23 protein-coding genes are annotated in these 24,632 nt (G+C 70.4%); 15 read left to right on the top strand and 8 right to left on the bottom strand.

All coding sequences use genetic code 11. The features are described 5' to 3' along the window. Window positions 1-193 precede the first annotated feature (193 nt). The 6 genes from gap to pgi all read left to right on the top strand — a co-directional run bounded on the left by gap (window position 194) and on the right by pgi (window position 6,000). Window positions 194-1,198: a type I glyceraldehyde-3-phosphate dehydrogenase gene (gene gap, locus LE181_RS05980; protein WP_190110853.1), complete on the top strand. Its 1,005-nt coding sequence runs from the start codon at window positions 194-196 to the stop codon at window positions 1,196-1,198. 155 nt (window positions 1,199-1,353) lie between these two features. After that, window positions 1,354-2,565 (top strand): phosphoglycerate kinase, encoded by a 1,212-nt coding sequence (locus LE181_RS05975; RefSeq protein ID WP_225660084.1) that lies wholly within the window; start codon window positions 1,354-1,356, stop codon window positions 2,563-2,565. Window positions 2,566-2,571: 6 nt separating this feature from the next. Then, window positions 2,572-3,348 carry a triose-phosphate isomerase gene (tpiA, locus tag LE181_RS05970; protein ID WP_225660083.1) on the top strand — a complete coding sequence of 259 codons (777 nt, stop codon included), beginning with the start codon at window positions 2,572-2,574 and terminating at the stop codon, window positions 3,346-3,348. Window positions 3,349-3,465: 117 nt separating this feature from the next. Continuing rightward, the gene (gene secG, locus LE181_RS05965) at window positions 3,466-3,702 is read left to right on the top strand and encodes a preprotein translocase subunit SecG (protein ID WP_225660082.1); all 237 of its coding nucleotides are present in this window, start codon (window positions 3,466-3,468) and stop codon (window positions 3,700-3,702) included. 233 nt (window positions 3,703-3,935) lie between these two features. Further along, window positions 3,936-4,223, top strand: coding sequence for an RNA polymerase-binding protein RbpA (locus tag LE181_RS05960; RefSeq protein WP_004002138.1), 288 nt, complete (start codon window positions 3,936-3,938; stop codon window positions 4,221-4,223). A gap of 124 nt (window positions 4,224-4,347) precedes the next feature. Then, a complete protein-coding gene (gene pgi / locus LE181_RS05955; protein WP_225660137.1) occupies window positions 4,348-6,000 on the top strand; it encodes a glucose-6-phosphate isomerase in 1,653 nt (550 codons plus the stop codon). Window positions 6,001-6,247: 247 nt separating this feature from the next. On the opposite strand, the gene pgl is transcribed toward pgi, so the two are convergent. The 5 genes from pgl to tkt are packed head-to-tail and all read right to left on the bottom strand — an operon-like array spanning window position 6,248 to window position 12,854. Further along, on the bottom strand, window positions 6,248-7,027 hold the full coding sequence (pgl, locus tag LE181_RS05950; RefSeq protein ID WP_225660081.1) for a 6-phosphogluconolactonase: 780 nt from the start codon (window positions 7,025-7,027) through the stop codon (window positions 6,248-6,250). Next, window positions 7,024-8,100 carry a glucose-6-phosphate dehydrogenase assembly protein OpcA gene (gene opcA / locus LE181_RS05945; protein ID WP_225660080.1) on the bottom strand — a complete coding sequence of 359 codons (1,077 nt, stop codon included), beginning with the start codon at window positions 8,098-8,100 and terminating at the stop codon, window positions 7,024-7,026. The genes pgl and opcA overlap by 4 nt, the downstream gene beginning before the upstream one ends. After that, window positions 8,097-9,620 (bottom strand): glucose-6-phosphate dehydrogenase, encoded by a 1,524-nt coding sequence (gene zwf / locus LE181_RS05940; protein WP_225660079.1) that lies wholly within the window; start codon window positions 9,618-9,620, stop codon window positions 8,097-8,099. The genes opcA and zwf overlap by 4 nt, the downstream gene beginning before the upstream one ends. Before the next feature lies 1 nt (window position 9,621). Continuing rightward, a complete protein-coding gene (gene tal / locus LE181_RS05935; protein WP_225660078.1) occupies window positions 9,622-10,737 on the bottom strand; it encodes a transaldolase in 1,116 nt (371 codons plus the stop codon). A gap of 35 nt (window positions 10,738-10,772) precedes the next feature. Further along, on the bottom strand, window positions 10,773-12,854 hold the full coding sequence (tkt, locus tag LE181_RS05930; RefSeq protein WP_225660077.1) for a transketolase: 2,082 nt from the start codon (window positions 12,852-12,854) through the stop codon (window positions 10,773-10,775). Between the two features lie 419 nt (window positions 12,855-13,273). Here tkt and LE181_RS05925 point away from each other — a divergent pair, with 419 nt between their 5' ends. The 3 genes from LE181_RS05925 to LE181_RS05915 all read left to right on the top strand — a co-directional run bounded on the left by LE181_RS05925 (window position 13,274) and on the right by LE181_RS05915 (window position 15,794). After that, window positions 13,274-14,221, top strand: coding sequence for a heme o synthase (locus LE181_RS05925; protein WP_225660076.1), 948 nt, complete (start codon window positions 13,274-13,276; stop codon window positions 14,219-14,221). A gap of 90 nt (window positions 14,222-14,311) precedes the next feature. After that, window positions 14,312-14,659, top strand: coding sequence for a hypothetical protein (locus tag LE181_RS05920; protein WP_225660075.1), 348 nt, complete (start codon window positions 14,312-14,314; stop codon window positions 14,657-14,659). Window positions 14,660-14,735: 76 nt separating this feature from the next. Continuing rightward, entirely contained in the window at window positions 14,736-15,794 is a 1,059-nt protein-coding gene (locus LE181_RS05915; RefSeq protein ID WP_263868494.1) for an amidohydrolase, read from the top strand. On the opposite strand, the gene LE181_RS05910 is transcribed toward LE181_RS05915, so the two are convergent. The 3 genes from LE181_RS05910 to LE181_RS05900 all read right to left on the bottom strand — a co-directional run bounded on the left by LE181_RS05910 (window position 15,767) and on the right by LE181_RS05900 (window position 18,718). After that, a complete protein-coding gene (locus LE181_RS05910; RefSeq protein ID WP_225660074.1) occupies window positions 15,767-16,765 on the bottom strand; it encodes a COX15/CtaA family protein in 999 nt (332 codons plus the stop codon). The two genes, LE181_RS05915 and LE181_RS05910, sit on opposite strands and share 28 nt — an antisense overlap. An 81-nt stretch (window positions 16,766-16,846) precedes the next feature. Then, window positions 16,847-17,617, bottom strand: a complete 771-nt coding sequence (locus LE181_RS05905) for an ABC transporter permease (protein WP_225660073.1) — start codon at window positions 17,615-17,617, stop codon at window positions 16,847-16,849. A 174-nt stretch (window positions 17,618-17,791) separates the two neighbouring features. Beyond that, complete coding sequence (locus LE181_RS05900) at window positions 17,792-18,718, bottom strand: ABC transporter ATP-binding protein (RefSeq protein WP_225660072.1); 927 nt, start codon at window positions 18,716-18,718, stop codon at window positions 17,792-17,794. Window positions 18,719-18,854: 136 nt separating this feature from the next. Between LE181_RS05900 and LE181_RS05895 the strand changes: the two genes are divergently transcribed. From LE181_RS05895 to LE181_RS05870, 6 genes are all read left to right on the top strand, one after another. Further along, window positions 18,855-19,622, top strand: a complete 768-nt coding sequence (locus tag LE181_RS05895) for a helix-turn-helix transcriptional regulator (RefSeq protein WP_372458255.1) — start codon at window positions 18,855-18,857, stop codon at window positions 19,620-19,622. Continuing rightward, on the top strand, window positions 19,619-21,040 hold the full coding sequence (gene sufB, locus LE181_RS05890; protein WP_190110867.1) for a Fe-S cluster assembly protein SufB: 1,422 nt from the start codon (window positions 19,619-19,621) through the stop codon (window positions 21,038-21,040). The genes LE181_RS05895 and sufB overlap by 4 nt, the downstream gene beginning before the upstream one ends. Window positions 21,041-21,102: 62 nt before the next feature. After that, entirely contained in the window at window positions 21,103-22,284 is a 1,182-nt protein-coding gene (sufD, locus tag LE181_RS05885; protein WP_225660070.1) for a Fe-S cluster assembly protein SufD, read from the top strand. Next, a complete protein-coding gene (locus tag LE181_RS05880; RefSeq protein WP_225660069.1) occupies window positions 22,281-22,601 on the top strand; it encodes a non-heme iron oxygenase ferredoxin subunit in 321 nt (106 codons plus the stop codon). The genes sufD and LE181_RS05880 overlap by 4 nt, the downstream gene beginning before the upstream one ends. Before the next feature lie 7 nt (window positions 22,602-22,608). Continuing rightward, complete coding sequence (gene sufC, locus LE181_RS05875; RefSeq protein ID WP_225660068.1) at window positions 22,609-23,373, top strand: Fe-S cluster assembly ATPase SufC; 765 nt, start codon at window positions 22,609-22,611, stop codon at window positions 23,371-23,373. A 2-nt stretch (window positions 23,374-23,375) separates the two neighbouring features. Next, complete coding sequence (locus tag LE181_RS05870; RefSeq protein WP_225660135.1) at window positions 23,376-24,629, top strand: cysteine desulfurase; 1,254 nt, start codon at window positions 23,376-23,378, stop codon at window positions 24,627-24,629. The last annotated feature ends 3 nt before the right edge of the window (window positions 24,630-24,632 follow it).

Genomic DNA, 24,632 nt, shown 5'->3' with positions numbered 1-24,632 from the left:
GCCCCATTCCGGACGGCGTCCTCGCTCGTTCGGGCCCCCGACCGCTCGTTCGATCCCAGGCGCCCCATGGGCGGCGGAGCAGCGCCGCCAATGTCACGTACCTCCCTTGTTAGAGGTAGGGTCGGTGGTGGTCGGGGACATCCCATTACAGCCGCCGGCGGACAGCCCGGCACACCAACGAGGAGATCGGTTCGTGACGATCCGCGTAGGCATCAACGGCTTTGGCCGTATCGGTCGTAACTACTTCCGCGCGCTCCTGGAGCAGGGTGCGGACATCGAGATCGTCGGTGTCAACGACCTGACCGACAACGCCACCCTGGTGCACCTCCTGAAGTACGACACCATCCTGGGTCGCCTCAAGCAGGAAGTCAGCCACACCGACGACTCGATCACCGTCGGCAACCAGACCTTCAAGACGATGGCCGAGCGTGACCCGGCCGCCCTCCCGTGGGGCGAGCTCGGCGCCGACATCGTCATCGAGTCGACCGGCATCTTCACCAAGCGCGAGGACGCGGCCAAGCACCTGGCCGCCGGCGCGAAGAAGGTCCTCATCTCGGCCCCGGCCAAGAACGAGGACATCACCATCGTGATGGGCGTCAACCACGAGAAGTACGACGCGGCCAACCACCACGTCATCTCCAACGCCTCCTGCACCACCAACTGCGTGGCGCCGATGGCCAAGGTGCTCGACGAGAGCTTCGGCATCGTCAAGGGCATGATGACCACGGTCCACGCGTACACCAACGACCAGCGCATCCTGGACTTCCCGCACTCCGACCTGCGTCGCGCCCGCGCCGCGGCGGAGAACATCATCCCGACCTCGACGGGTGCCGCCAAGGCCACCGCCCTGGTCCTCCCGCAGCTGAAGGGCAAGCTGGACGGCATCGCCATGCGCGTCCCGGTCCCCACCGGCTCGGTCACCGACCTCGTCCTGGAGCTGGACCGCGAGGTCAGCAAGGAAGAGATCAACGCCGCCTTCCAGAAGGCCGCCGACGGTCCGCTCAAGGGCGTCCTGGAGTACACCGAGGACGCGATCGTCTCCTCGGACATCGTCAACTGGCCGGCCTCCTGCACCTTCGACTCCTCCCTGACCATGGTCCAGGGCAAGCAGGTCAAGGTCGTCGGCTGGTACGACAACGAGTGGGGCTACTCCAACCGCCTGGTGGACCTGACCGTCTTCGTCGGCGGCCAGCTCTGACCACCCCCTGACGCGACTGCCACAGGCAACGGGATGTAGATGTAGGGGACGGGGCTCGTACGACGCGATGGTGCGCCGTACGGGCCCCGTCCCATGACTGACCCTCATGGATCCCCCAGCGACCGCTGGGAGGTGCCCCCAACCGGAGTCACTGCATGAAGACGATCGACGAACTGATCCAGGACGGCGTCACGGGCAAGCGGGTGTTCGTCCGCGCCGACCTGAACGTCCCCCTCGACGGCACCACCATCACGGACGACGGCCGCATCCGCGCCGTCGCGCCGACCATCGCCAAGCTCGCCGAGGCGGGCGCGAAGGTGATCGTCGCCTCCCACCTGGGCCGTCCCAAGGGCGCCCCGGACCCCCAGTTCTCCCTGGCCCCCGCCGCCGTGCGGCTGGGCGAGATCCTGGGCAAGAACGTCTCGTTCGCCACCGACACGGTCGGTGACAGCGCGAAGGCCACCGTTGCCGCTCTGGGCGACGGCGAGGTCACGCTGCTGGAGAACCTCCGTTTCAACGCGGGCGAGACCAGCAAGGACGACGCGGAGCGCGGCGCCTTCGCCGACGCCCTCGCGTCGCTGGCCGACCTCTACGTGGGCGACGGCTTCGGTGCGGTGCACCGCAAGCACGCCTCGGTCTACGACCTCCCGGCGCGCCTGCCCCAGGCCGCCGGCGATCTGATCGCCACCGAGGTCGGCGTCCTGAAGAAGCTCACCGACGACGTCCAGCGCCCCTACGTGGTGGTCCTGGGCGGCGCCAAGGTCTCCGACAAGCTGGGCGTCATCGACAACCTGCTGGAGAAGGCCGACCGGATCCTCATCGGCGGCGGCATGTCGTACACCTTCCTCAAGGCCAAGGGCCACGAGGTCGGCATCTCGCTGCTGCAGGAGGACCAGATCCCGGTCTGCCTGGAGTACCTGGCCCGCGCCGAGAAGCGCGGCGTGGAGTTCGTCCTCCCCGTGGACGTCCTGGTCTCGGCCGACTTCCCGGACCTGAAGACCAAGGCTCCGGCCAACCCGGAGCTCGTCGCCTCGGACGCCATCCCGGCGGACAAGGAGGGCCTGGACATCGGCCCGAAGACGCGCGAGCTCTACGCCTCGAAGCTCGCCGACGCGGGCACGGTGTTCTGGAACGGCCCGATGGGCGTCTTCGAACACCCCGACTACGCGAACGGCACCCGCGCCGTCGCCCAGGCACTGCTCGACTCGGCCGGCTTCACCGTCGTCGGTGGTGGCGACTCGGCCGCGGCCGTGCGCATCCTGGGCTTCGACGAGAACGCCTTCGGCCACATCTCGACCGGCGGCGGCGCCAGCCTCGAATACCTCGAAGGCAAGACGCTCCCCGGCCTCGCCGCACTGGAGGACTGAACCACTGTGAGTGCACGCACCCCGCTGATGGCGGGCAACTGGAAGATGAACCTCAACCACCTTGAGGCCATCGCGCACGTCCAGAAGCTCGCCTTCGCCCTCGCGGACAAGGACTACGAGGCCACCGAGGTCGCCGTCCTGCCGCCCTTCATCGACCTGCGCTCGGTGCAGACCCTGGTCGACGGCGACAAGCTGAAGATCAAGTACGGCGCCCAGGACCTCTCGGCGTACGACTCCGGCGCGTACACCGGCGAGATCTCCGGCTCGATGCTCGCCAAGCTCAAGTGCTCCTACGTGGCCGTCGGCCACTCCGAGCGCCGCCAGTACCACGGCGAGACGGACGAGCTCTGCAACGCCAAGGTGAAGGCCGCCTTCCGCCACGGCATCACCCCGATCCTGTGCGTCGGCGAGGGCCTGGACGTCCGCAAGGCCGGCCAGCAGGTCCCGCACACCCTCGCGCAGGTCGACGGCGCCCTGAAGGACATCCCGGCCGAGCAGGCCGAGACGATCGTCATCGCCTACGAGCCGGTGTGGGCCATCGGCACCGGCGAGGTCGCCACCCCCGAGGACGCCCAGGAGGTCTGCGGGGCGATCCGCGCCCGCCTGGTCGAGCTCTACAGCCAGGAGCTGGCCGAGAAGGTCCGCATCCAGTACGGCGGCTCGGTCAAGTCCGGCAACATCGCGGCGATCATGGCGCAGCCCGACGTGGACGGCGCACTGATCGGCGGCGCCTCGCTGGACGCCGAGGAGTTCGTGAAGATCGTCCGCTTCCGCGACCAGTAGCAACTATGACGACGGAGGCTCTCCGTCGTACCCTGTCGGGGCCGGGACCGGCGCAAACGCGCCCCCCGGCCCCGCAGCATTGTCCATCCGAGTCAGTCCGAGAGAGTTGGTCCAGCCGTGGTCATCGGGTTCTCGATCGCCCTCATCGTCTTCAGCCTGCTGATGATGATGCTGGTGCTCATGCACAAGGGGAAGGGCGGCGGTCTGTCCGACATGTTCGGCGGCGGCATGCAGTCCTCCGTCGGCGGCTCCTCGGTCGCCGAGCGCAACCTCGACCGGATCACCATCGTGATCGGTCTGCTGTGGTTCGCCTGCATCGTGGTGCTGGGCCTGCTGATGAAGCTCGACAGCTGACGTACTGTCGTATCAGCGGCCTATGATGGAGCTCGCGTTCTTATGGGCGGGCTGTAACTCCTGCCACTGGACGCGCGTTGGGCCTTACGTAGACTGGGGCGCCCGCAGCGGAGCCGACTGTCCGCCCCGCGGCGCAGCCGCTCAATCCGGCACAGTGCAGCACCATCACGCAGGGAGTTACGACCGTGGCAAGTGGCAACGCGATCCGAGGAAGCCGGGTCGGGGCGGGGCCGATGGGGGAGGCCGAGCGGGGCGAATCAGCCCCACGCCTCCGCATCTCCTTCTGGTGCTCGAACGGGCACGAGACGCAGCCGAGCTTCGCCAGCGACGCACAGGTGCCGGACACCTGGGACTGCCCGCGTTGCGGCTTCCCGGCCGGTCAGGACCGGGACAACCCGCCGGACCCGCCCCGCACCGAGCCCTACAAGACGCACCTCGCCTACGTCCGTGAGCGGCGCAGCGACGCCGACGGCGAGGCCATCCTCGCCGAGGCGCTCGCCAAGCTCCGCGGGGAGATCTGAGCAGCGGTACCGAATCCGAAGCGGCCCGGCCGCACACCACACCAGGTGTGCGGCCGGGCCGCTTCGATCATTTAGGTTTGGTTGTGCGAGGCAGCTACCAAGGAGAAAAGGGCTGATGTCCGAGATGAACGCAGAAGGCCGCAACCGGCTCGACCGGACTCCCGAGTGGAACGCCCTGGCCAAGCACCGCGACGAACTGGGGGAGGTGCACCTGCGCGAGCTCTTCGCCGACGACCCCGACCGGGCCGGGAAGTACGCCCTGACCGTGGGCGACCTGCACCTCGACTACTCCAAGCACCTCGTCACCGACGAGACCCTGCGCCTGCTGCGCGAACTGGCCACCGCGGCCGGTGTCGCCGGGCTGCGGGACGCGATGTTCCGGGGCGAGAAGATCAACACCACCGAGGGCCGTGCGGTGCTGCACACCGCCCTGCGCGCCCCGGAGTCGGCCGTCGTCGAGGTGGACGGGGAGAACGTCGTCCCCGCCGTGCACGCCGTTCTGATGAAGATGCAGGTCTTCTGCGACCGCATCCGTTCGGGTGACTGGAAGGGTCACACCGGAAAGCCCATCAAGAACGTCGTCAACATCGGCATCGGCGGCTCCGACCTCGGCCCCGCCATGGCCTACGAGGTGCTGCGCGCCTACACCGCCCGTGACCTGACGTTCCGTTTCGTCTCCAACGTGGACGGCGCGGACCTGCACGAGGCGCTGCGCGACCTGGACGCCGAGGAGACGCTGTTCATCGTCGCCTCGAAGACGTTCACCACCATCGAGACCATCACCAACGCCACCTCCGCCCGCAACTGGCTCCTGACGGAGCTGCGGGCCGGCGAGGAGGCCGTGGCCAAGCACTTCGTGGCGCTGTCCACCAACGAGGAGAAGGTCTCCGAGTTCGGCATCGACACCGCCAACATGTTCGAGTTCTGGGACTGGGTCGGCGGCCGCTACTCCTTCGACTCGGCCATCGGCCTCTCCCTGATGCTCGCCATCGGCCCGGACGGCTTCCGCGAGATGCTGGCCGGCTTCCACCTCGTCGACGAGCACTTCCGCACCGCGCCCTTCGAGGAGAACGCGCCGGTGCTGCTCGGACTGCTGGGCATCTGGTACGGCAACTTCCACGGCGCGCAGTCGCACGCGGTGCTGCCCTACAGCCACTACCTGTCGAAGTTCACCGCCTACCTGCAGCAGCTGGACATGGAGTCCAACGGCAAGTCCGTGGACCGCGAGGGACGGCCCGTCGGCTGGGAGACCGGTCCGGTGGTGTGGGGCACGCCCGGCACCAACGGGCAGCACGCGTACTACCAGTTGATCCACCAGGGCACGAAGCTGATCCCCGCGGACCTGCTGGGCTTCGCGCGACCCGTCGCGGACCTGCTGCCCGGGCTGCAGGGCCAGCACGACCTGCTGATGGCGAACCTCTTCGCCCAGGGGCAGGCGCTGGCCTTCGGCAAGACCCCGGAGGAGGTCGCGGCGGAGGGCGTCCCGGCGGAGCTCGTCCCGCACAAGACGTTCCGGGGGAACCACCCGACGACGACGATCCTCGCCAGTGAGCTGACGCCGTCGGTGCTCGGTCAGCTGATCGCGCTGTACGAGCACAAGGTGTTCGTGCAGGGGGCGATCTGGAACATCGACTCCTTCGACCAGTGGGGGGTCGAGCTGGGGAAGGTCCTGGCGAAGCGGGTGGAGCCGGCGCTGACGGAGGGTGCGGACGTGCCGGGTCTCGACGCGTCGACCGCTGCGCTCGTTGCGCGGTACCGCGAGCTGCGGGGGCGCTAGCCGCGCGCCGGGGCGGTGGGCTTTCCCCTACCCGCCCCTTCCCGAAACCGGGGGGCAAGCCCCGGACCCCCGACCGCGCTTCGCGCGGTGTCCTCAAACTCCCCCAGCTACCGCTGGGAGGTGCCCCCAGACGGGCTGGAAATCCAGCCCGTCCGGCGTTTGAGGACCGGGGTCCGGGGCAGAGCCCCGGGAAACGGCGAAAGGGCGGGGCGGGGAAGAATCCCCGCCCCATGCGTATGGCTTGCCGTCAGGGCGAAGCCGGCGGATACAGGTCCCGCGGCAGGCGGGCCGCCGCGGACTGGTCCAGGAGCCACAGCGTGCGGCTGCGGCCGTACGCGCCCGCCGCCGGGGCCTGCACCTCACCCGCACCGCTCAGCGCGAGCGCCACGGCGTTGGCCTTGTCCTCGCCGGCCGCCAGCAGCCACACCTCGCGCGCCGCCCGGATCGCCGGCAGGGTCAGGGAGACCCTGGTCGGCGGCGGCTTCGGGGCGCCATGGACGCCGACGACCGTGCGCTCGGTCTCGCGGACGCCCGGGAGCTCCGGGAAGAGCGAGGCGACGTGCGTGTCGGGGCCGACGCCCAGCAGCAGGACGTCGAAGGACGGCACCGGGCCGTGGTCCTCAGGACGGGCCGCGGCGGCCAGTTCGGCCGCGTAGGACTCCGCCGCCGCGTCCGCGTCGTCGTGCGTGCCGTCGGCCGCGGGCATGTAGTGCACCCGGGCCGGGTCCAGGTCGACCGCGTCGAGCAACGCCTCGCGGGCCTGCGTGGCGTTGCGCTCGGGGTCGCCCTCGGGGAGGAACCGCTCGTCGCCCCACCACAGGTCGAGGCGAGACCAGTCCACCGCGTCCCGGGCGGGCGCCGCGGCGAGGGCCGCGAGCAGCCCGTTGCCGTTGCGGCCGCCGGTGAGGACGACGGAGGCCGAGCCGCGTGCGGTCTGGGCGTCCACGATCTTCGTGATGAGCCGGGCCGCCGCGGCCCGGGCCATCAGCTCCTTGTCCCGGTGGACGACGATCTGAGGCGTGCTCACTTCGACGCCGCCTTCTTGCCGGAGGGCTTCTTCGCCGGGGCCTCCTTGGCGGGGGCCTCGGCGACGGGCTCCTCGGTGACGGGCTCCTCGGCGGGGGCCTCCGCAGGGGCCTTCGTCCCGCCGGCGGCCGGCGCCGCCGGCACCGGCTCGCCCAGTCGCTCCACGCCGTACTTCAGCGCGGACTCGTAGATGAGGTCCGGGTCCAGCCGGCGCAGCTCCTCCGCGAGGAGCTCGGAGGTGTCGCGTCGCTTGAGCGCCACCGCGCGGTCCGGCTGGCCGCGCATGGAGAGCGTGGCCAGGGAGCCGTCGGGGCGGTCGAGGGTGATGACGCCGGACGTGGTCTCCAGGCGGACGGCCGTCAGGCCGGGGCCGTCGGAGACCGAGCGCCGGGCCGTGACCCCCAGGCGGTCGGCGAGCCACATGGCGAGCAGCTCGGCGCTGGGGTTGTACGCCTCGCCCTCGACCTCGGCCGCGGTGACCTCGATGCCCGGCTGCTGGTCCAGGGCGGCCGCCAGCATCGAGCGCCACGGGGTGATCCGGGCCCAGGCCAGGTCGGTGTCGCCCGGGGTGTAGCTGGCGGCGCGGGCCGAGAGCTCGGTGACCGGGTCCTCGGCGGCGTAGGTGTCGGTGACGCGGCGCTGGCCGAGCGCACCGAGCGGGTCCTTCTCCGGGTCGATGGGGGAGGCCACCGGCCACCACACGACCACGGGGGCGTCCGGCAGCAGCAGCGGCAGCACCACCGACTGGGCGTGGTCTATGACCTCGCCGTACAGCCGCAGGACGACCGTCTCGCCGGCGCCGGCGTCGGCGCCCACCCGGACCTCGGCGTCGAGCCGGGCCTGGGCGCGGTCGCGCGGCGAGCGGCTGACCCGCTTGATGACGACGAGCTTGCGCGAGGGGTGCTCGCGGGACGCCTCGTTGGCGGCCTTGAGCGCGTCGTAGGCGTGCTCCTCGTCGGTGACGATGACCAGCGTGAGCACCATGCCGACGGCGGGGGCGCCCAGTGCGCGGCGCCCTTCGACCAGGGCATTGTTGATCTTGCTGGCCGTGGTGTCCGTGAGATCGATCTTCATGGCCGACGCCAGCTCCGTCCGTCTCGTGCGAGCATCTCGTCCGCCTCTGCCGGACCCCAGGTGCCGGCCGTGTACTGTGCGGGCTTGCCGTGCTTGTCCCAGTACTCCTCGATCGGGTCGAGGATCTCCCAGGAGAGCTCCACCTCCCGCAGCCGCGGGAAGAGGTTGGCGTCACCGAGCAGCACGTCGAGGATGAGCCGCTCGTACGCCTCGGGGCTGGACTCGGTGAACGACTCGCCGTAGGCGAAGTCCATCGAGACGTCCCGGACCTCCATCGAGGTGCCCGGCACCTTCGAGCCGAACCGCATGGTGACGCCCTCGTCCGGCTGCACCCGGATGACCAGGGCGTTCTGCCCCAGCTCCTCGGTGGCGGTGTGGTCGAAGGGCGAGTGCGGGGCGCGCTGGAAGACGACCGCGATCTCGGTGACGCGGCGGCCGAGGCGCTTGCCGGTGCGCAGGTAGAAGGGGACGCCCGCCCAGCGGCGGTTGTCGATCTCCAGCTTGATCGCGGCGTAGGTGTCGGTCTTGGAGTGGGGGTCGATGCCCTCTTCCTCCAGGTAGCCGACGACCTGCTCGCCACCCTGCCAGCCGTGCGCGTACTGGGCGCGCACGGTCTCCTTGCCGAGGTCCTTGGGCAGCCGGACGGCGCCCAGCACCTTGGTCTTCTCGGCGACGAGCGCGTCCGCGTCGAAGGAGGCGGGCTCCTCCATGGCGGTCAGCGCCAGCAGCTGCAGCAGGTGGTTCTGGATGACGTCACGGGCGGCGCCGATGCCGTCGTAGTAACCGGCGCGGCCGCCGATGCCGATGTCCTCGGCCATGGTGATCTGCACGTGGTCGACGTAGGACCGGTTCCAGATCGGCTCGAAGAGGGTGTTGGCGAAGCGCAGCGCCAGGATGTTCTGGACCGTCTCCTTGCCGAGGTAGTGGTCGATGCGGAAGACCGCCTCGGCCGGGAAGACCTCGTGGACGATCCGGTTGAGCTCCTGGGCGCTCTTCAGGTCGTGGCCGAAGGGCTTCTCGATGACGGCACGCCGCCAGGAGTCCTCCTTCTGCTCGGCCAGCCCGTGCTTCTTGAGCTGCTGGACCACCGTGGGGAAGAACTTGGGCGGCACCGACAGGTAGAAGGCGAAGTTGCCGCCCGTGCCCTGTGCCTTGTCCAGCTCCTCGATGGTCTTCTTGAGCGTGTCGAAGGCTTCGTCGTCGTCGAAGTCGCCCTCGACGAAGCGGCAGCCCTGGACCAGCTGCTGCCAGACCTCCTCGCGGAACGGGGTGCGCGCGTGCTGCTTGACCGCGGTGTACACCTCGTGCGCGAAGTCCTCGTCGGCCCACGAGCGCCGCGCGAAGCCGATCAGGGAGAAGCCCGGCGGCAGCAGACCCCGGTTGGCCAGGTCGTACACCGCCGGCATCAGCTTTTTCCTGGACAAATCGCCCGTGACGCCAAAGATGACCAGGCCCGACGGCCCCGCGATGCGCGGGAGCCGTCGGTCCAGAGCGTCACGCAGCGGATTGCTGCTGCTCAATTCACGCCTCCGGGGCGAGGCGCTTGAGCTCCGCCTCAGTGGACTTCAGAAGGTCGTTCCACGACTGCTCGAACTTGTCCACGCCCTCGTCCTCCAGCAGCTGGACGACCTCGTCGTAGGAGACGCCCAGCTTGGCGAGCGCGTCGAGCTCGGCCTTGGCCTGCTCGTAGGTACCGCGCACCGTGTCACCGGTGATCTGCCCGTGGTCGGCGGTGGCCTCCAGGGTGGCCTCGGGCATGGTGTTGACCGTGTTCGGGGCGACCAGGTCGTCCACGTACAGGGTGTCCTTGTAGGCCGGGTCCTTGACGCCGGTCGAGGCCCACAGCGCACGCTGCTTGTTGGCGCCGGCCTTCTCCAGGGCGGCCCAGCGGTCCGAGGAGAAGACCTCCTCGTACGCCTGGTAGGCCAGACGGGCGTTGGCGAGGGCGGCCTTGCCGCGCAGCGCCTTGGCCTCGTCGGTGCCCAGCGCGTCCAGGCGCTTGTCGATCTCGGTGTCCACGCGGGACACGAAGAAGGACGCGACCGAGTGGATCAGCGAGAGGTCCAGGCCCGCGGCCTTGGCCTGCTCCAGACCGGTCAGGTAGGCGTCCATGACCGCGCGGTAGCGCTCAAGGGAGAAGATCAGCGTGACGTTGACGCTGATGCCCCGGCCGATGACGTCGGCGATGGCCGGCAGGCCCGCCTTGGTCGCCGGGATCTTGATGAGGGTGTTCGGGCGGTCCACCAGCCAGGCCAGCTGCTTGGCCTCGGCGACCGTGGCCCGGGTGTCGTGCGCCAGGCGCGGGTCGACCTCGATGGAGACCCGGCCGTCCTGGCCGTCGGTCGCATCGAAGACCGGGCGCAGGATGTCGGCGGCGTCGCGGACGTCCGCCGTGGTGATCATGCGGATGGCCTCGTCGACGGTGACCTTGCGGGCGGCGAGGTCGGCGAGCTGCTGCTCGTAGCCCTCACCGCTGGAGATCGCCTTCTGGAAGATCGACGGGTTGGTCGTGACGCCCACGACGTGGCTCTGGTCGATGAGCTCGGCCAGGTTGCCCGACGTGATGCGCTTGCGGGACAGGTCGTCCAGCCAGATCGCGACGCCTTCGTCGGAGAGGCGCTTGAGTGCGTCTGTCATGGGGTTTGCATCTCCTACTGGTTGTATGCGGGGCGTCAGCGGCGGCCGGCGTCGGCGATCGACTCGCGCGCGGCCTCGACCACGGCGTCGGTGGTCAGGCCGAACTCGCGGTAGAGCACCTTGTAGTCGGCGGAGGCGCCGAAGTGCTCCAGCGAGACGATGCGGCCGGCCTCGCCGACGTAGCGGTGCCAGGTCAGGCCGATGCCCGCCTCGACGGCCACACGGGCCTTGACGTCCGGCAGCAGCACGCCGTCGCGGTACGCCTGGTCCTGCTCCTCGAACCACTCCACGGACGGCATCGAGACCACGCGGGTCGGGATGCCCTCGGCCTGGAGCGCGTCGCGGGCCTCGACGGCCAGCTGGACCTCGGAGCCGGTGCCGATCAGGATCACCTGCGGGCGGCCGCCCTCGGCCTCGAACAGCACGTAGCCGCCCTTGGCCACGCCCTCGTTGGCCTCGTACGTCGGGACGTTCTGGCGGGTGAGTGCCAGACCGTGCGGCGCCGGGTTGGTGGTGTGGCGCTTGGTGATCTCGCGCCAGGCGATCGCCGTCTCGTTGGCGTCGGCCGGGCGGACCATGTTCAGGCCCGGGATGGCGCGCAGCGCGGCCATGTGCTCGACCGGCTGGTGGGTCGGGCCGTCCTCGCCGAGACCGATGGAGTCGTGCGTCCACACGTAGGTGACCGGCAGCTTCATCAGCGCGGCCAGGCGCACGGCCGGGCGCATGTAGTCGGAGAACACCAGGAAGGTGCCGCCGTAGATGCGGGTGTTGCCGTGCAGCGCGATGCCGTTCATGGTCGAACCCATGGCGTGCTCGCGGATGCCGAAGTGGACCGTACGGCCGTACGGGTTCGCCTCCGGCAGCGGGTTGCCCTCCGGGAGGAAGGACGACGACGCGTCGATGGTGGTGTTGTTCGAGCCGGCGAGGTCGGCGGAGCCGCCCCACAGCTCGGGGATCACGCCGCCCAGCGCCTTGAGGACCTCGCCGGACGCCTTGCGGGTCGCGACGTCCTTGCCGGCCGGGAAGACCGGGACGGCCTTCTCCCAGCCGTCGGGCAGCTCGCCCGCGGCGATGCGGTCGAACTCGGCGGCGCGCTCCGGGTTGGCCTCGCGCCACTCCTGGATGCGCTTGTCCCAGGCGGCGTGCGCCTCGCGGCCGCGGTCGACGACCTTGCGGACGTGGGTGAAGACCTCGTCCTCGACCTGGAAGTGCTGCTCGGGGTCGAAGCCCATCACGCGCTTGGTGGCGGCGACCTCGGCCTCGCCGAGCGCCGAGCCGTGCGAAGCCTCGGTGTTCTGCGCGTTCGGGGCCGGCCAGGCGATGATCGTGCGGGCCGCGATGATCGAGGGGCGCTCGGTCTCGGCCTTGGCGGCCTGGAACGCCGCGTGCAGCGCCTGGACGTCGAAGTCGCCGTTGGCGGCCTGCTCGATGCGCTGGACGTGCCAGCCGTACGCCTCGTAGCGCTTGAGGACGTCCTCGGAGAAGGCGGTCTCGGTGTCGCCCTCGATCGAGATGTGGTTGTCGTCGTACAGGGCGACGATGTTGCCGAGCTTCTGGTGGCCGGCCAGCGAGGACGCCTCGGCCGAGATGCCCTCCTCCAGGTCGCCGTCGGAGACGATCGCCCAGATGGTGTGGTCGAACGGCGACTCGCCCTTCGGGGCCTCCGGGTCGAACAGGCCGCGCTCGTAGCGGGCGGCCATCGCCATGCCCACGGCGTTGGCGATGCCCTGGCCCAGCGGGCCGGTGGTGGTCTCCACGCCGCGGGTGTGACCGTGCTCCGGGTGGCCCGGGGTCTTGCTGTCCCAGGTGCGGAACGCCTTCAGGTCCGACAGCTCCAGGCCGTAGCCGGCCATGAAGAGCTGGACGTAGAGGGTCAGGCTCGTGTGACCGGGGGAGAGGACGAACCGGTCGCGGCCGGTCCAGTCGGCGTCACTGGGGTCGTGCCGCATCAGCTTCTGGAACAGCAGGTAGGCGGCGGGCGCCAGGCTCATGGCCGTGCCCGGATGGCCGTTGCCGACCTTCTGCACGGAGTCCATGGCCAGGACGCGGGCGGTATCGACGGCCCGCTGGTCCAGTTCGGTCCATTCGAGGTCTGTGGTGGTCGGCTTGGTGCTCACCCTCGGATCAGGGCTCCTCTCCACATGTTCAATCTGCCGGGGGCGGTATTGCCCGCCACGACGCGGCGCGGTCGAGCCTACCCCCGCTGGGACGCGCATTTTTTCGACGTACAGTCGGGCTCCATGCCTCTCATTTGAGTGGGCGGCCCCGGCAACCTCATCCGTATATAAAAGATTCCCGCCACGGCGTGACGGCCATGACTCCAGCCTGCCGGGCGACGGGCCCGGGCGCCTCTCGAACGCGACCGTTCTGTCGGGTTACGCGCCGTACGATCCGGCGGCGCCGGGCCCTCAACACGACCCCACCCCGGCGGAGGCCGAGCTCACCCCTGCGTCTAGAGTGGCGTGGTACGCGCAAGCCTTTACCCGGGATTCCCGCCCGGATGCGCTTGCTGGCCTTATCTCTGTCAGGGGTGTGCGTGACGGCCGTCGAATCCCGTCCTGCGGGGGTGCTCACCGAGAGCCCGGTCCCGGGTCACCGGCCGCTCGGGGCCCGTGTCAAGGCGTTCGTGGCGCTGACCAAGCCGCGCGTCATCGAGCTGCTGCTGATGACGACGGTGCCGGTGATGTTCCTCGCGGCCGAGGGCGTCCCCGACCTGTGGCTGGTGCTGGCCACCTGCATCGGCGGTTACCTCTCCGCCGGTGGTGCGGGTGCGTTCAACATGTACTACGACCGTGACATCGACGCGATGATGGACCGTACGTCCCAGCGTCCACTGGTGACGGGCATGGTCTCCCCGGCCGAGTGCCTGGTCTTCGCCAGCGTGCTGACCGTCGGCTCGACCGTCTGGTTCTGGTATCTGGTCAACCCCCTGTCGGCGATGCTGTCGCTCGGTGCGTCGGTGTTCTACACCGTCGTCTACACGATGATCCTCAAGCGCCGTACCGCCCAGAACATCGTCTGGGGCGGCATCGCCGGCTGCCTGCCGGTCATCATCGGCTGGTCCGCGGTGAAGAACGAGGTCTCCTGGGCCTCCCTGATCCTCTTCCTCGTCATCTTCTTCTGGACGCCGCCGCACTACTGGCCGCTGTCGATGAAGGTCAAGGACGACTACGAGCGCGTGGGCGTGCCCATGCTGCCCGTCGTGGCCGGCAACAAGGCCGTGGCCAAGCAGATCGTCCTCTACAGCTGGGTGATGGTCGCCGTCTCGCTGCTGCTCACGCCGCTGGGCTACACGGGCTGGTTCTACACGCTCGTCGCCGTGGTGTGCGGCGCACTGTGGCTGAAGGAGGCGCACGCCCTGCAGGCCCGCGCCAAGGCCGGCATCACGGGCGCCAAGCTCAAGGAGATGCGCCTGTTCCACTGGTCGATCACCTACGTCTCGCTGCTGTTCACCGCCGTCGCGATCGACCCGTTCCTGCGCTGACGCACACGCCGTCGGATGGGCGGTGCAGGTGGCCAAAGCCACCCGCACCGCCCATCGCCGTTTCGGCTACTCGTCGGTAGCATCCTGGCCATGGCAGACGCAGACAACAAGCAGGCAGCGGCCGACCCCAAGCAGGCGGCCCGGCTGGCCAAGCAGATCACCGCCTTCGCCAAGAGCCACGGCGGCAGCGCGGAGGGCCAGCTCGCCCACATCGGCCGCGGCACCACCCGCATCGCCCTCGTCGGCGCCAACGGCGAGTGGGGCAACCTCGTGGCCCGCTCCCACGCGACCGCGCAGCAGGCCGCCGAGCTCGCCGGCATCACCCTCCAGGAAGACTTCGACGGCGAAATGGCCGCCAAGGTCCGCACGGGCCCCTACGAGTGGTCCCGCATGGCCGGCCTGCAGCTCGGCGGCCCCGCCAACCCCGCCGATAACTGACGGCCCCCTCGCCCGTTAGAACCACCGGGAGCGGCGCCACGGCGCCGCGCGGTGGGGACCGGCGAGGGAGGGACGCATGGACGGCCTGATCGATGACATACCGCCGCTCGTCGACCAGTACAGCCACGGCGCCGTCCACGGCGACCTCGGGCTCGGGGAGTTCGAGACGCACCTCGCCGAGGCCGCCGGGTCCACCGGGCCCGCACCGCCCGGCACCACCTTCTTCGACAGCCGCGCGGGCCTGGCGGTGCGCCGCTGGTGCCCGCCCCTGCTCGGCCTCGAACCGCTCTGCGCCCCCGTCCGCTACCTGGCCAGGCGCCGCGAGCTGGGCGCCTACCGCGCGGGACACCTGCTGCTGCGGGGCGCCGGCATCGGCACCTTCCTGCTGGAGGCGGGCGCACCCGGAGACCTCACCTCACCGGCCGAGCTGGCCCGCGCCGCCGACGGCCGCGCCCACGAGGTCGTACGGCTCGAACCGCTCGCCGCACGGATCGCCGACACCTCCGCCGGCCCGGACGCCTTCCTCGCCTGCGCGGCCGAAGCGCTCTACACGGCCGCCCGCACCGCCACGGCCTTCGCCTCCGGCGCCACCTCCTGCGACGACACCCCGCCCGCGGCCGCCGAGGTACGCGAGGCGGCGGGACGCTGGCTGCGATTGCGCCGCCCGGGTGAAGGGCCGGCCGATCCGCTGCTCGCCCAGCACCTGGCGTGGAGCGCGGTCGCCACGGGCCTGCCCGTCCAGTTGCACTGCCCCGACCCGCAGCGGCTGACGGGCTTCCTGCGGGCCACCGCGAGCAGCGGCGTGGACCTGGTGCTGCTGCCCGACCCCTGGCACCGCCGGCAGGCGGCCCAGCTGGCCGCCGCCTTCCCGCACGTCTACGCGGACGTCGGCGCCCGGCCGGAGGAGACGCTGCGCGAGGCACCGTTCGGCAAGCTGCTGTTCTCCACGGGCGCCCGCGGGCTGGCGGAGCTCTACGTGGTGGCCGCCCGGCTGTTCGTACGGGCCATGGAACGGCTCATGGGCGACTGGGTCGCCGACGGCTGGTGCCGGGCCGCCGAGGCGGGGCGGATCGCCTCGCTGGTGGCCGCCGGCACCGCCCGCAGGGTCTACCGGCTCGACGCCGCCGCGGGCTGATCGGCCGCGGGCGCCTCGTGCCCGGCCGAGGGGGCGGGCACGGTCGCCGCCTCGCCCCGCTCGCGCAGCGCCAGGAAGACCCGCAGCACCGCGATCCACACCAGGCAGGAACCGAACATGTGGGTGCCGACGACGAACTCGGGCGAGTCGTTGAAGTACTGCACGTAGCCGACGAGGCCCTGGAGCATCAGCACGGCGAACAGCTCGGCCGTGCGGCGGCGCGGGGCGGCGGGCGCGTTCACGGCCCGCAGCACGAACCACAGGGCCACGGTGAGGCCGATGACGACGTAGACGAAGTCGACGTGCAGCTGGGTGATCTCCCGCCAGTTCAGCGGGATGCGGTGCACGTCCTTGGCGGCGTCGCCCGCGTGCCGGCCGGAGCCGGTCACCACGGTGCCGATCACGATCAGCAGGGCGCTCGTGACGACCAGCACCCAGGTCAGCTGGCGCACCGGCACGGCCACCAGGTCGCGCGGCCCGGCGTCCCCCTCGCGGGAGCGCTGCCACATCACCACCGCGACCGTCAGCAGCGCGGTCGACAGCAGGAAGTGGGCGCTGACGATGTACGGGTTGAGGCCCGTCAGCACCGTGATGCCGCCGACCACGGCGTTGCCCATGACGATCCAGAACTGCGCCCAGCCCAGCCGGGTGAGGCTGTGGCGGCGGGGGACCGCCGAACGGGCCGCGACGATCGTCAGGCCGATGACCGCGCACAGCACGTACGTCAGCATGCGGTTGGTGAACTCGATGACGCCGTTGATGCCCATGGCCGGCGTGGGCGTCAGGCTGTCCTCCGTGCACGTGGGCCACGTGGGGCAGCCGAGCCCGGACTGGGTGAGCCGGACCGCGCCGCCTGTCACGACGATGACCACGGCCATGACGACGCAGGCCAGCGCGGCCCGCTCGACGAAGCGGGCGGAGGGCTGCCAGCGGTCGGCGACCATCTGGAGGGGGTTCAGCGTTCTGGGCACGGGAGCCATCGTAAGGGCCCGCTTGTGCACGGATTCACGAGGGGGGTGTGTGGCGGATTGCCCGGGGCTGAACGGGCGTGATCACTCCCAGCGGAAGAACCGGGCCGCCGCGCCCAGCCCCAGTGCGGCCCACGCGGCCAGGACGCCGAGGTCGGCCCAGGGCATGGCCGCGCCGTCGCGGAGGACGTCCCGCAGGCCGTCGGAGAGCGCCGCGATGGGCAGCAGCTCCAGCACCGACCGGGCCGCTTCGGGGAACTTCTCCAGCGGCACGATGACGCCGCCGCCGACGAGCAGGAGCAGGAAGACGAGGTTGGCCGCGGCCAGCGTCGCCTCCGCCCGGAGCGTGCCGGCCATCAGCAGACCCAGCCCGGAGAACGCGGCCGTGCCCAGGACCAGCAGCAGGACGACGGCGAACGGGTTGCCGTGCGGCGACCAGCCGAGCGCGAAGGCGATCACGGTCAGCAGCACGATCTGCAGGACCTCGGTGACCAGCACCGAGCAGGTCTTCGCGGTCATCAGCGCCCAGCGCGGCAGCGGGGAGGCGCCCAGCCGCTTGAGCACGCCGTAGCGGCGCTCGAAGCCGGTGGCGATGGCCTGCCCGGTGAACGCCGTCGACATCACCGCCAGCGCCAGCACGCCGGGGGTCAGGAAGTCGACGGCCTTGTCGTCGCCCGTGTCGATGATGTCGACGGTGCTGAAGAGCGTCAGCAGGAGGGTGGGGATGACCACGGTGAGCAGCAGCTGCTCGCCGTTGCGCAGCAGCATGCGGGTCTCCAGCGCGGCCTGCGCCCGGATCATCCGGCCGAGGGGGGCCGCACCGGGCTTCGGCGCGAAGGTACCGGTGGCGGTCATGCGCGCAGCTCCTTGCCGGTCGGCTCCAGGCTGCAGCCCTCCGGGGGGCAACCCCCGGGCCCCCGGCCGGTCCGTGTGTACCCGCTCATGCGCGCAGCTCCTTGCCGGTCAGCTCCAGGCTGCAGTCCTCCGGGGGGCAACCCCCGGGCCCCCGGCCGGTCCGTGTGTACCCGCTCATGCGCGCAGCTCCTTGCCGGTCAGCTCCAGAAAGACGTCCTCCAGCGTGTGCCGCTCGACCGTTATGCGGTCGGGCATGACGCCGTTCTGCGCGCACCACGACGTCACCGTCGCGAGCAGCTGCGGATCGACCGCGCCGTTGACGCGGTACGAGCCGGGGGCCGGCTCGGCGGCGGTGGAGCCGTCGGGCAGGGCCTTGACGAGCGAGGCCAGGTCCAGGCCGGGCCGGCCGCCGAAGCGCAGGGTGTTCTCGGCGCCGCCCCGGCACAGCTCCTCGGGGCTGCCCTGGGCGACGACCCGGCCGCCGTCGATGATGGCGACGTCGTCGGCCAGCTGTTCGGCCTCGTCCATGTAGTGCGTGGTCAGCACCACCGTCACGCCGTCCGCGCGCAGCTCGCGCACCAGCGCCCAGGTGGCGTGCCGGGCCTGCGGGTCCAGGCCCGCGGTCGGCTCGTCGAGGAAGACCAGCTCGGGGCGGCCGACGACGGCCATGGCGAGCGAGAGGCGCTGCTGCTGCCCGCCGGACAGCCGCCGGTAGCTCGTACGGCCGCAGTCGCCGAGGCCCAGTCGCTCGATCAGCGCACCGACGTCCAGCGGGTGCGCGTGCAGGGACGCCGTGTGGCGGAGCATCTCCTCGGCGCGGGCGCCGGCGTAGATGCCGCCGCTCTGCAGCATCACGCCGATGCGCGGGCGCAGCGCGGCGGAGTCGGCGAGGGGGTCGAGCCCGAGGACGCGGACGGTCCCGGCGTCGGGGCGGCGGTAGCCCTCGCAGGTCTCGATGGTGGTGGTCTTGCCGGCTCCGTTGGGGCCGAGGACGGCGGTCACGCCGCCGGCCGCCACCGTCAGGTCGAGGCCGTCGACCGCGGCTTTCGGCCCGTACCGTTTGACCAGGCCGTGGACTGCGACCGCGGGCTCTGCATGCATGCCCGGAAGTGTACGAAGTGCGGGGGTGCGCGCGGCCCGCCGGGGTCAGGGTTAGGTGACCCTAAGTGATCAAAGCCACCGTTCCGTGATCCGTTCGCGCTTGTCGCGCCTCCGGTAATTACGCAACAATGGTGTTGTGAAATACGCGGGCGAAGCTCCACAGGGCCCCGTGGCCGAGCCGGCCGCCGGGTCGGGGCCGCGCGTACCCGCAGGTCACGACGAGCTGCTCGGCACCCGCAACCGCGTCGCCCGGTCCATCCTCGACCACGGCCCGTCCACCGCCGCCGAGCTGGCCGAGCGCCTGGAGCTGACCCAGGCGGCCGTCCGCCGCCACCTCGACGCCCTCGTCGCCGAGGGTGTCGTCGAGCCCCGCGAGAAGCGTGTCTACGGCGCCCGGTCCCGAGGCCGCCCCGCCAAGGTGTTCGCCCTGACCGACTGCGGCCGGGACGCCTTCGACCAGGCGTACGACCAGCTCGCCCGGGACGCCCTGCGCTGGATCGCCCAGTCCGCGGGCGGCGGCGAGATGGGCGACGCCGCGGTCGCGGCCTTCGCCCGTGCCCGGATGGCCGCACAGGCCGAGGGGTACCGCGAGGCCCTGGCGGCCGTCCCGCCGGAGGACCGCGCGGAGGCCCTCGCCCGGGCATTGACCGCGGACGGGTACGCTGCTACGGCGCGTAGCGCGCCGGTCGGCGAACAGCTTTGCCAGCACCACTGCCCGGTCGCCCATGTCGCCGAGCAGTTCCCGCAGCTGTGCGAGGCGGAGACGGAAGTCTTCTCCCGCCTGCTCGGGACGCATGTGCAGCGTCTCGCCACCATCGCCCACGGTGACGGTGTGTGCACGACGTTCATCCCCAAGAAGACCACCACCGCATCCACCAGCACGGCCGGGAGGAACCCCGCATGACTCTCCCCACGGAGACTGCCCACCCTGAGCTTGAGGGCCTGGGCACGTACGAATACGGCTGGGCCGACTCCGACGCGGCCGGTGCCGCGGCCAAGCGCGGCCTCTCCGAGGAGGTCGTCCGCGACATCTCGGCGAAGAAGTCCGAGCCGGAGTGGATGCTCAAGCTGCGTCTGAAGGGTCTGAAGCTCTTCGAGAAGAAGCCCATGCCGACCTGGGGCTCCGACCTCACCGGCATCGACTTCGACAACATCAAGTACTTCGTGCGCTCCACCGAGAAGCAGGCCGCTTCCTGGGAGGACCTGCCGGAGGACATCAAGAACACCTACGACAAGCTGGGCATCCCCGAGGCCGAGAAGCAGCGCCTCGTCGCCGGTGTCGCCGCCCAGTACGAGTCCGAGGTCGTCTACCACCAGATCCGTGAGGACCTGGAGGAGCAGGGCGTCATCTTCCTGGACACCGACACCGCCCTGAAGGAGCACCCCGAGCTCTTCCAGGAGTACTTCGGCACGGTGATCCCGGTCGGCGACAACAAGTTCGCCTCGCTGAACTCCGCCGTGTGGTCCGGCGGCTCCTTCATCTACGTCCCGAAGGGTGTCCACGTCGACATCCCGCTGCAGGCTTACTTCCGTATCAACACGGAGAACATGGGCCAGTTCGAGCGGACGCTGATCATCGTCGACGAGGACGCCTACGTCCACTACGTCGAGGGCTGCACCGCCCCGATCTACTCCTCCGACTCGCTGCACAGCGCCGTCGTGGAGATCATCGTCAAGAAGGGCGGCCGCTGCCGCTACACGACGATCCAGAACTGGTCGAACAACGTCTACAACCTGGTCACCAAGCGCGCCGTGGCCTACGAGGGCGCGACCATGGAGTGGGTCGACGGCAACATCGGCTCCAAGGTGACGATGAAGTACCCCGCCGTCTACCTGATGGGCGAGCACGCCAAGGGCGAGACCCTGTCCATCGCCTTCTCCGGCGAGGGCCAGCACCAGGACGCCGGCGCCAAGATGGTCCACATGGCGCCCAACACCTCCTCCAACATCGTCTCCAAGTCGGTGGCGCGAGGCGGCGGCCGCACCTCCTACCGCGGCCTCATCGAGATCGGCGAGGGTGCCCACGGCTCCAAGTCGAACGTGCTCTGCGACGCCCTGCTGGTGGACACCATCTCCCGGTCGGACACCTACCCCTACGTCGACGTCCGCGAGGACGACGTCTCCATGGGCCACGAGGCGACCGTCTCCAAGGTCAGCGACGACCAGCTCTTCTACCTGATGAGCCGCGGTCTGTCCGAGGACGAGGCCATGGCGATGATCGTCCGCGGCTTCGTCGAGCCCATCGCGCGCGAGCTGCCGATGGAGTACGCGCTGGAGCTCAACCGGCTGATCGAGCTGCAGATGGAAGGCGCGGTCGGCTGACCCGGCCACCGTCCCCATCCGCAGCGAACCCTTTGTGACAGGAAGAGAGCACGACGACAGCCATGGCTGACAACACTCCCGCCGGCAGCACGACCGACGGCGCCATCCAGGTGGGCGGGCCGAAGCAGCCCATCGACGCGCGGGTCAGCGCACCCGCCTCGTACGACGTGGCGGACTTCCCCGTGCCGCACGGCCGCGAGGAGGAGTGGCGGTTCACCCCGCTGGAGCGCCTCCGCGGTCTGCACGACGGCACGGCGGTCGCCGACGGTGCCGGCGTCAAGGTCGAGGTGAGCGCCCCCGAGGGTGTGACCGTGGAGACCGTCGGCCGCGACGACGCCCGGCTCGGCAAGGCCGGCAAGCCGGTCGACCGGGTCGCCGCCCAGGCGTTCAGCTCCTTCGAGACGGCCTCGGTCGTCTCGGTGCCCAAGGACACGGTGCTCACCGAGCCCGTCCGCATCGGCGTGCAGGGCGTGGGCGGGGTGGCCTTCGGCCACCAGGTCATCGAGATCGGCGCGTTCTCCGAGGCCGTCGTGGTCATCGACCACACCGGTGACGCCACGCTCGCCGCCAACGTCGAGTACCTCGTCGGCGACGGCGCCAAGCTCACCGTCGTCTCCGTCCAGGACTGGGACGACACCGCGGTGCACACCGCCCAGCACACCGCGCTGGTCGGCCGCGACGCCACCTTCAAGTCCGTGATCGTCACCCTCGGCGGCGACCTGGTCCGCCTCCACCCGCGCGTCGTCTACGCCGGCCCGGGCGGCGAGGCCGAGCTGTACGGCCTGTACTTCACCGACAACGGCCAGCACCAGGAGCACCGCCTCCTCGTCGACCACGACACCCCGCACTGCCGCAGCAACGTCGTCTACAAGGGCGCGCTGCAGGGCAAGGACGCGCACGCCGTGTGGATCGGTGACGTGCTCATCCGCGCGGCGGCCGAGGGCACCGACACCTACGAGCTCAACCGCAACCTCGTCCTCACCGACGGCGCCCGCGTCGACTCGGTCCCCAACCTGGAGATCGAGACCGGCGAGATCGTCGGCGCCGGCCACGCCTCGGCGACCGGCCGTTTCGACGACGAGCAGCTCTTCTACCTGATGGCCCGCGGCATCCCCGCCGACGAGGCCCGCCGGCTGGTCGTGCGCGGCTTCTTCGCCGAGCTCGTGCAGCAGATCGGCATCCCCGACCTGGAGGAGCGCCTCATCGCCAAGATCGAGGCCGAGCTGGAGGCGTCCCTGGCATGAGCGAGTTCGTCAAGGTGGCCGCCCTGAGCGACCTGGAGGAGGACACCCCCAAGCGGGTCGAGATCGACGGCACCCCCGTCTCCCTCGTCCGCACCGAGGGGGAGGTGTTCGCGATCAACGACATCTGCTCGCACGCGAACGTCTCGCTGTCCGAGGGCGAGGTGGAGGACTGCCACATCGAGTGCTGGCTGCACGGCTCCAGCTTCGACCTCCGCACCGGCAAGCCCGACGGCCTGCCCGCCACGCGCCCCGTCCCCGTATACCCCGTCAAGATCGAAGGGGACGACGTGCTCGTCTCCGTCACCCAGGAGTCCTGAGTTCCCCATGGCAACGCTTGAGATCCACGACCTGCACGTCTCCGTCGAGGCCGAGAACGGCCCCCGGGAGATCCTCAAGGGCGTCGACCTGACCGTGAAGCAGGGCGAGACCCACGCCATCATGGGCCCCAACGGCTCCGGCAAGTCGACCCTGGCCTACTCGCTGGCCGGCCACCCCAAGTACACGATCACCGGCGGCACCGTCACCCTCGACGGCGAGGACGTCCTGGAGATGTCCGTCGACGAGCGCGCCCGCGCCGGCGTCTTCCTCGCCATGCAGTACCCGGTCGAGGTCCCCGGCGTCTCGGTCTCCAACTTCCTGCGCACCTCCGCCACCGCCGTCCGCGGCGAGGCCCCCAAGCTGCGCACCTGGGTGAAGGAGGTCAAGGAGGCCATGGCGCGTCTGCAGATGGACCCCGCCTTCGCCGAGCGCAACGTCAACGAGGGCTTCTCCGGCGGTGAGAAGAAGCGCCACGAGATCCTCCAGCTGGAGCTCCTCAAGCCGAAGATCGCGATCCTCGACGAGACCGACTCCGGCCTGGACGTCGACGCCCTGCGCATCGTCTCCGAGGGCGTCAACCGCGTCCGCGAGACCGGCGAGGTCGGCACCCTGCTGATCACCCACTACACGCGCATCCTGCGCTACATCAAGCCCGACTTCGTGCACGTGTTCGCCAACGGTCGTGTCGTCGAGTCCGGCGGCGCCGAGCTGGCCGACAAGCTGGAGGCCGAGGGCTACGAGGCTTATGTGAAGGGTGGCGTAACGGCGTGACCATACTGCTGCCGGGTCTCCTCGACACCGACGCGATCCGCAAGGACTTCCCGATCCTCGACCGCAGGGTCCACGACGGGAAGAAGCTCATCTACCTGGACAACGCGGCGACCTCCCAGAAGCCGCGCCAGGTGCTCGACGTGCTCAACGAGCACTACGAGCAGCACAACGCCAACGTCCACCGTGGCGTGCACGTGCTCGCCGAGGAGGCCACGGCGCTGTACGAGGGCGCCCGCGACAAGGTCGCCGCCTTCGTCAACGCCCCGAGCCGCGACGAGGTGATCTTCACCAAGAACGCCTCCGAGTCGCTCAACCTCGTGGCCAACATGCTCGCCTGGGCCGACGAGCCCTACCGGGTCGACCACGACACCGAGATCGTCATCACGGAGATGGAGCACCACTCCAACATCGTGCCGTGGCAGCTGCTCGCGCAGCGCTCGGGCGCGAAGCTGAAGTGGTTCGGCCTCACCGACGACGGCCGGCTCGACCTGTCCAACATCGAAGAGATCATCACCGAGAAGACCAAGGTCGTCTCGTTCGTGCTGGTCTCCAACATCCTGGGCACGCTCAACCCGGTCGAGGCGATCGTGCGCCGTGCGCAGGAGGTCGGCGCCCTCGTCGTCGTCGACGCCTCGCAGGCCGCCCCGCACATGCCGCTGGACGTCCAGGCCCTCCAGGCCGACTTCGTGGCCTTCACCGGCCACAAGATGTGCGGCCCCGACGGCATCGGCGTCCTGTGGGGCCGCCAGGAGCTGCTGGAGGACCTCCCGCCGTTCCTCGGCGGCGGCGAGATGATCGAGACCGTCTCGATGCACTCCTCCACGTACGCCCCGGCGCCGCACAAGTTCGAGGCCGGTACGCCCCCGATCGCCCAGGCCGTCGGCCTCGGCGCCGCGGTGGACTACCTCACCTCGATCGGCATGGAGAACATCGCCCGCCACGAGCACGCGATCACCGAGTACGCGATCCGCAGGCTCCAGGAGGTCCCGGACCTGCGCATCATCGGCCCCACCACGGCCGAGGACCGCGGCGCCGCCGTCTCCTTCACGCTCGGCGACATCCACCCGCACGACGTGGGCCAGGTCCTCGACGAGCAGGGCATCGCCGTCCGGGTGGGCCACCACTGCGCCCGCCCCGTCTGCCTCCGTTACGGAATTCCTGCGACCACGCGGGCGTCGTTCTACCTGTACTCCACCCCCGGCGAGGTCGACGCGCTGGTCGAGGGCCTGGAGCACGTACGGAACTTCTTCGGGTGACGA

The organism is Streptomyces sichuanensis, assembly GCF_020328095.1.
GTDB classification, from domain to species: domain Bacteria; phylum Actinomycetota; class Actinomycetes; order Streptomycetales; family Streptomycetaceae; genus Streptomyces; species Streptomyces cinnamoneus.
The sequence above is the reverse complement of the archived record's forward strand: the minus strand, read 5'-3'. Positions and strand labels throughout refer to the sequence as shown.

Bases quoted from the DNA above. Each gene is read 5' to 3' on its own strand.
- LE181_RS05975 (WP_225660084.1), top strand. From the start codon at position 1,354: ATGAAGACGATCGACGAACTGATCCAGGACGGCGTCACGGGCAAGCGG.
- LE181_RS05960 (WP_004002138.1), top strand. From the start codon at position 3,936: ATGGGGGAGGCCGAGCGGGGCGAATCAGCCCCACGCCTCCGCATCTCC.
- pgi (WP_225660137.1), top strand. From the start codon at position 4,348: ATGAACGCAGAAGGCCGCAACCGGCTCGACCGGACTCCCGAGTGGAAC.
- opcA (WP_225660080.1), bottom strand. From the start codon at position 8,100: ATGAAGATCGATCTCACGGACACCACGGCCAGCAAGATCAACAATGCC.
- tal (WP_225660078.1), bottom strand. From the start codon at position 10,737: ATGACAGACGCACTCAAGCGCCTCTCCGACGAAGGCGTCGCGATCTGG.
- LE181_RS05920 (WP_225660075.1), top strand. From the start codon at position 14,312: ATGGCAGACGCAGACAACAAGCAGGCAGCGGCCGACCCCAAGCAGGCG.
- LE181_RS05915 (WP_263868494.1), top strand. From the start codon at position 14,736: ATGGACGGCCTGATCGATGACATACCGCCGCTCGTCGACCAGTACAGC.
- LE181_RS05905 (WP_225660073.1), bottom strand. From the start codon at position 17,617: ATGACCGCCACCGGTACCTTCGCGCCGAAGCCCGGTGCGGCCCCCCTC.
- LE181_RS05900 (WP_225660072.1), bottom strand. From the start codon at position 18,718: ATGCATGCAGAGCCCGCGGTCGCAGTCCACGGCCTGGTCAAACGGTAC.
- sufB (WP_190110867.1), top strand. From the start codon at position 19,619: ATGACTCTCCCCACGGAGACTGCCCACCCTGAGCTTGAGGGCCTGGGC.
- sufD (WP_225660070.1), top strand. From the start codon at position 21,103: ATGGCTGACAACACTCCCGCCGGCAGCACGACCGACGGCGCCATCCAG.
- LE181_RS05880 (WP_225660069.1), top strand. From the start codon at position 22,281: ATGAGCGAGTTCGTCAAGGTGGCCGCCCTGAGCGACCTGGAGGAGGAC.
- sufC (WP_225660068.1), top strand. From the start codon at position 22,609: ATGGCAACGCTTGAGATCCACGACCTGCACGTCTCCGTCGAGGCCGAG.